6 protein-coding genes and 1 rRNA gene are annotated in these 5,856 nt (G+C 67.5%); 1 reads left to right on the top strand and 6 read right to left on the bottom strand.

Annotated features, from left to right (window positions below):
• The 5 genes from carA to pyrR all read right to left on the bottom strand — a co-directional run.
• Nucleotides 1–1,002: glutamine-hydrolyzing carbamoyl-phosphate synthase small subunit (gene carA, locus VN779_RS14555; protein ID WP_325723478.1), on the bottom strand; the 1,002-nt coding region annotated here is incomplete at its 3' end.
• On the bottom strand, nucleotides 999–1,571 hold the full coding sequence (locus VN779_RS14550; protein ID WP_325723476.1) for a hypothetical protein: 573 nt from the start codon (nucleotides 1,569–1,571) through the stop codon (nucleotides 999–1,001). The genes VN779_RS14550 and carA, both read right to left, overlap by 4 nt.
• Before the next feature lie 8 nt (nucleotides 1,572–1,579).
• On the bottom strand, nucleotides 1,580–2,866 hold the full coding sequence (locus tag VN779_RS14545) for a dihydroorotase (RefSeq protein ID WP_325723474.1): 1,287 nt from the start codon (nucleotides 2,864–2,866) through the stop codon (nucleotides 1,580–1,582).
• Nucleotides 2,863–3,822, bottom strand: a complete 960-nt coding sequence (locus VN779_RS14540) for an aspartate carbamoyltransferase catalytic subunit (protein WP_325723472.1) — start codon at nucleotides 3,820–3,822, stop codon at nucleotides 2,863–2,865. Before VN779_RS14540 ends, VN779_RS14545 begins: the two co-directional genes overlap by 4 nt.
• Nucleotides 3,823–3,825: 3 nt before the next feature.
• Entirely contained in the window at nucleotides 3,826–4,401 is a 576-nt protein-coding gene (pyrR, locus tag VN779_RS14535; RefSeq protein ID WP_414639671.1) for a bifunctional pyr operon transcriptional regulator/uracil phosphoribosyltransferase PyrR, read from the bottom strand.
• 502 nt (nucleotides 4,402–4,903) lie between these two features.
• Here pyrR and VN779_RS14530 point away from each other — a divergent pair.
• Nucleotides 4,904–5,452: a transcriptional regulator gene (locus tag VN779_RS14530; protein ID WP_325723468.1), complete on the top strand. Its 549-nt coding sequence runs from the start codon at nucleotides 4,904–4,906 to the stop codon at nucleotides 5,450–5,452.
• Between the two features lie 290 nt (nucleotides 5,453–5,742).
• Here VN779_RS14530 and rrf read toward each other — a convergent pair.
• Nucleotides 5,743–5,856: ribosomal RNA gene (gene rrf, locus VN779_RS14525) — 5S ribosomal RNA — on the bottom strand; the annotation flags it as partial.

Raw genomic sequence — 5,856 nt, 5'->3', positions numbered from 1 at the left:
CCCCTCGACGACTCCGTCGTTAAGGCACACGTGGCTTACCTCTACGCGCCCGAACGGTGTGTCGGACACGCGATCCAGCGGCGCGTCCACCGCGAAGCCATGGTTGTGCGCGGTGACCTCGACCTTGCCGGTGAGGCGGTCTTGCACCGGTTGGTTGATGCCGCGGTGCCCGTACTTGAGCTTGTAGGTGCCGAAACCGAGCGCACGGCCGAGCATCTGGTTGCCGAAGCAGATGCCGAAGATCGGAACTCGGCGCTCCAGCAGGCCACGGGCGAGGTCCACCGCGGCGTCCGCGGCGGCCGGGTCGCCCGGACCGTTGGAGAAGAACACACCATCCGGCTCGAGCGCCAGGAGCTCCTGCAACGAGATCCCGGCGGGCACGACGTGCGTCTCGATCCCGCGCTCGGCCATGCGGTGCGGGGTCATCGACTTGATGCCGAGGTCGACCGCCGCGACTCGCAACCGCCGCTCCCCGATCGCGGGCACGACGTAGGTCTCGTCGGTGGTCACGTCTCCGACCAGGTTGGCGCCCTTCATCTCAGGGCTCTCCAGGACCCGTGCCAGCAGCACTCCGGCGTCCTGCTCGGCGGCCTCACCGGAGAAGATCCCGACGCGCATCGCGCCGCGCTCCCGCAGGTGCCGAGTGAGCGCGCGGGTGTCGATGCCGCTTATGCCGACGATGCCCTGTGCGACCAGGTCGTCGTCGAGCGAGCGGACCGCCCGCCAGTTCGACACCCGCCGGGCCGGATCACGTACGACATAGCCGCTCACCCAAATGCGCGCGGACTCCGGATCTTCATCGTTCACGCCGGTATTACCGATGTGCGGGGCCGTCATCACCACCACTTGGCCGCGGTAGGACGGATCGGTCAGCGTCTCCTGGTAGCCGGTCATCCCGGTCGCGAACACGGCCTCGCCGAAAGTCGAGCCGATCGCGCCGTAGGCCTCGCCGCGGAAGGTGCGGCCGTCTTCGAGCACCAGGACGGCGTCCGTGGCGGTCATCCGTTCGTCCTTTCCGTCAGCAGGGCGTCCACCCCGTCGATCAATCTGGCCCGGTCGCTCTTGGCGCGCGGCTGGAAGCCGGTGTCCACGACGCGCTCGCCGAGCCGCCAGGTCAACACGATCAGGCCCTCGCCGCCGGTTACCTTCCCGGCGATACCGGGCGCGGACTGCACGGCCTGCACGTCCTCGGCTGGAACGAACACGTCTGGCGCGGCCTCGCGCTCGAACAGCACGCCGGACCTGCCGACGCGCACCCAGGCGTTGCTGCGTACACCGAGCCCGTGCGCTGCGATCCGATCCAGCCAGTCGCCGTGTGCCGTCGTGGATGCGTATACGCCCTCGACCGCGTCGCCGAGGTCGCTGCCCTCCGGCGCCGCAGAAGGCGGAGCGGGCAGGTCGGCCTGCCGCGCCGCACGATTCTTCCAACCGCGCCACATCAGCCAGTAGATCCCGCTGAGCACCGCGAGAACGACCAGCGTAAGCAGGATGCGCCCGCCCCAATGCGTTACCGGCGCGCTGTGCTGCCCCGCCGCAGCGGTAACCGCATGCGCCGCGCCAGCAGTCGTCATCGCCGCGCTCACCGTTCCACCACCCGTCCGTCCAGCACCGTCGCCGAGCCGTGCAGCAGCGTCGCCACAACCGCACCCGGCAGCTTCATCCCCGCGTATGGCGTGTTGCGCGAGAGCGACTGCAGTGCGCCTGGCTCGACGACCCGCGAGGCCGCGGGGTCGACCAACACCACGTTCGCCGGCGCACCCGCCTCGAACGACCGGCCGTGCTCGGCCAATCCGCCGATCCGGGCCGGCCGCACCGACATCCGGTCCGCGACGCCTGCCCAATCCAGCAAACCCGTTTCCACCATGGTGCGCTGGACCACTGACACAGCCGTTTCCAGGCCGAGCATCCCCATGGCCGCCACGGCCCACTCGCAGTCCTTGGCCTCGACCGGGTGCGGCGCGTGGTCGGTGGCCACGGCGTCGATGGTGCCGTCCGCGAGCCCGGCGCGCACCGCCTCGACGTCTGTGGCCGAACGCAGCGGCGGGTTGACCTTGTAGACCGGGTCGTAGCCCTGGATCAGGTCCTCGGTCAGCAGCAGGTGATGCGGCGTCACCTCGGCGGTGACCGGGTAGCCGCGCGACTTGGCCCATCGGACGATCTCGACCGATCCGGCAGTCGAAAGATGACACACGTGCAGCCGCGATCCGGTGTGCGCCGCGAGCAGCACGTCCCGGGCGATGATCGCCTCCTCGGCGACTGCGGGCCAGCCTTGCAAGCCGAGCATGCCCGAGAGCTCACCCTCGTTCATCTGCGCGCCCTCGGTCAGCCGTGGCTCCTGTGCATGCTGCGCTACGACGCCGCCGAATGCCTTTACGTACTCGAGCGCCCTACGCATCAAGGCCGCGTCCGAGACGCAGTGCCCATCGTCCGAGAAAACCCTTACGCGCGCCGCCGAGTCGGCCATTGCGCCAAGCTCGGCAAGGCGCTCGCCCTTCAAGCCCACGGTTACCGCGCCGACTGGCCGAACGTCGCAGTACCCCGCCTCACGTCCAAGTCGCCACACCTGCTCGACCACGCCCGCTGTATCGGCAACGGGATCGGTGTTCGCCATCGCGTGCACGGCCGTGAAGCCACCCGCCGCGGCTGCCCGCGTGCCCGTGAGTACCGTCTCGGCGTCCTCACGCCCCGGCTCTCGCAGGTGCGTGTGCAGGTCCACCAGACCAGGTAGCGCAATCAGTCCCGCCGCATCAATGACCGCAGCGCCGCGTACCGCGTCCTCTGCGAATACGCCGTCATTGACGTAAAGGTCGCCCGCCTCTCCCCCGAGCAGTTGTGCGCCTCTAATCACATAACTCGTGCCGCTCACCGCGCCGAGCCTTCCTCGTCGTTCCCAATCGCGGACTCAGCGCCGCCGAGCAGCAGATAAAGCACGGCCATTCGCACCGAAACACCATTCGCGACCTGCTCGGTGATCGTCGATCGCACGGAATCCGCGACCTCCGCCGAGATCTCCAAGCCGCGGTTCATCGGACCGGGATGCATGACGACTGCATGCTCCGGCAGCATCGCCATCCGCGCGGCATGCAGGCCGTAGCGCCTGCTGTACTCGCGCTCGGTCGGGAAGAAGGCCTGGTTCATCCGCTCCCGCTGGACGCGCAGCATCATCACCGCGTCACACTTCGGGAGTACCGGATCCAGCTCATATGAATAAGCGCAGGGCCAGCTGTCGACACCGTGCGGCAGTAGCGTCGGCGGCCCGACGAGCGTGACCTCGGCGCCGAGCGTGGACAGCAGGTGCACGTTCGAGCGCGCCACCCGGCTGTGCAACACGTCACCGACTATCGCCACATGCCGTCCCGCCACGGAACCGAGCCGCTGCCGCAGCGTGTACGCGTCAAGCAGGGCCTGCGTCGGGTGCTCGTGCGTTCCGTCGCCGGCGTTCACCACGGAGCTGTGAATCCAGCCCGCGTTCGCCAGCCGGTGCGCCCCGCCAGACGCCCAGTGCCGCACGACGACCGCGTCGGCGCCCATGGCCTCAAGCGTCAGCGCGGTGTCCTTGAGCGATTCGCCCTTCGAGACACTCGAACCCTTGGCCGAGAAGTTGATGACGTCCGCGCTCAGCCGCTTGGCCGCGGTCTCGAAGGAGATCCGCGTTCGCGTCGAGTCCTCAAAGAAGAGGTTGACCACGGTCCGGCCACGCAGCGTCGGCAGTTTCTTGATTGCCCGGCCGGCGACGGTCGAGAGTTCCTGCGCGGTGTCGAGGATCAAATTCGCGTCATCGACCGTCAGATCGGCGGTCGAGAGCAGGTGTCGCTTCCGCATGGCTCACTCCCCCTTGATCCCGAGCAGCACGCAGTCGCGCCCGTCCGTCTCACTCAGATGCACCTCGACCGCTTCCCGCAGCGAGGTCGGCAGGTTCTTGCCCACGTAGTCGGCGCGGATCGGCAGGTCACGGTGCCCCCGGTCCACCAGCACCGCCAGCTGGATCGCGCGCGGCCGGCCGAGGTCGTTCAAGGCATCGAGCGCGGCGCGCACCGTGCGACCGGAGAACAGCACGTCATCCACGAGGATCACGAGCCGTCCATCGATCCCGCCGGAGGGGATCTCGGTCCGGCCCAACGCCCGCGCCGGCTTCAACCGCAGGTCGTCGCGGTACATGGTCACATCGAGCGAACCGCCCGGGATTGAGCGGCCTTCAAAGCGGGTGATCAGTTCGCCGAGCCGCTGGCCGAGCACCGCGCCGCGGGTGGGGATACCGAGCAGCACAGCATCCTCGGCTCCGCCGGTTCGCTCAAGGATTTCGTGCGCTATGCGCGTCAACGCGCGATCGATGGCGGGGGCGTCGAGTACGGCCCGCGCGACAGTCGGGTCGAGGCCCGAGGAGCGGGCGCCGGACTGCATGGTCATGCCGAAGCAGACCTCCTTCCCTGTCTCACGGGACAGGACTTAAAGGACGGCCAATGAGTGGATCGCAGCGCGATCACGTCAAACCCTATCAGGCGGTGGTTGCGTCAACACTTCGTCAAAGGTGCTTACCGATTCCGCCAAGCTGCTCGAAAGATCGTTAAACCTCCGCCGCCACGACCCCGAAAGCTTGGCCCGACGGCTGAGCAGGCATTGCGCGCGAGCCAGCACTCCGCGATGTAGATCGCCGCAGAATATGACATAGGGTGGGAGGCGTTGACAGTTCGGTTATCAGGTGAACGAGTGCCTTGACGGGCGCAGGTTACTCTGCGTAACATCACTCAGGGTCGCCGCCACGGACGACCAAACCCGGTTGGCACTTGGATGACCAGGGCGAACTGCCGGTACTCGCATAGTGATGCGCAGTCAGGCGGGCTGATTCCGGTCCAGCCCGGTTGCCGACTGTCACGACCGAAGCAGTCTTCGATGGGGAGAGCAAATGTCCACTGAGTACGCTAAGGCCCTGGGTGCGCGGCTACGCGCGATCCGCACCCAGCAGGGGTTGTCGCTGCACGGGGTCGAGCAGAAGTCACAGGGACGCTGGAAGGCTGTTGTCGTCGGTTCATACGAGCGCGGCGACCGTGCGGTCACTGTGCAGCGCCTGGCCGAGCTTGCGCATTTCTACGGCGTCCCGGTGCATGAGCTGCTGCCGGGTGGCACGCCGAACGCGGCGGCGGAGCTTCCGCCGAAGCTGATCCTCAACCTGGAGGTTTTGCAGAGCCTCGGTGAGGACAAGGCCGCTCCGCTGATGCGTTACGTCGCGGCGATCCAGAGCCAGCGTGGCGACTACAACGGTCGTGTGCTGTCGATTCGGCAGGATGACCTGCGGACGCTGTCGGTTATTTTCGACCTTCAGCCGTCGGTGTTGGTCGACCAGCTGATCGAGTGGGGCGTCCTGGACGCGGATGCTCGTCGCGCGATCGATTTCGAGGGTGACTTCTCGGACGAGGGCGACATCGAGGAAGAAGAGGACCTCGAGGAGGAGTGAGCCGCGGCCGATCCGGTCAGCTTTCTTCGGGAGGGTCGCATTCCCACGGGGATGCGACCCTCTTTGGCGTCGCCTGCCTGTCCAGTTGAACTGGACAGGGATGCGGCAAGCGTGTGTTGTCTCGTTGAACTGGACAACGCCCCGGCCAGTGTCCGGGGCCGGCTGGACCTGAACATGGAAATGCCCCGGGACTGGCCTTGTCCGGTTGAACTGGACAGGGTCCCGGGGTGGGTGAAAGCAAACTGGGGCCGCTTCCGGTTGAGGGAAGCGGCCCCAGTTTTTCATGGGTTGTGCGGCGGTGTCCTGCTCTCCCGCCGGGTCTCCCCGGCAGTACCCTCGGCGCTGGCGGGCTTAGCTTCCGGGTTCGGAATGGGTCCGGGCGTTTCCCCGCCGCCATGGCCGCC

This window comes from Actinocrinis sp. (assembly GCF_035605935.1).
Lineage (GTDB): Bacteria > Actinomycetota > Actinomycetes > Streptomycetales > Catenulisporaceae > Actinocrinis.
This window is presented reverse-complemented; position numbering and strand designations above follow the sequence as displayed.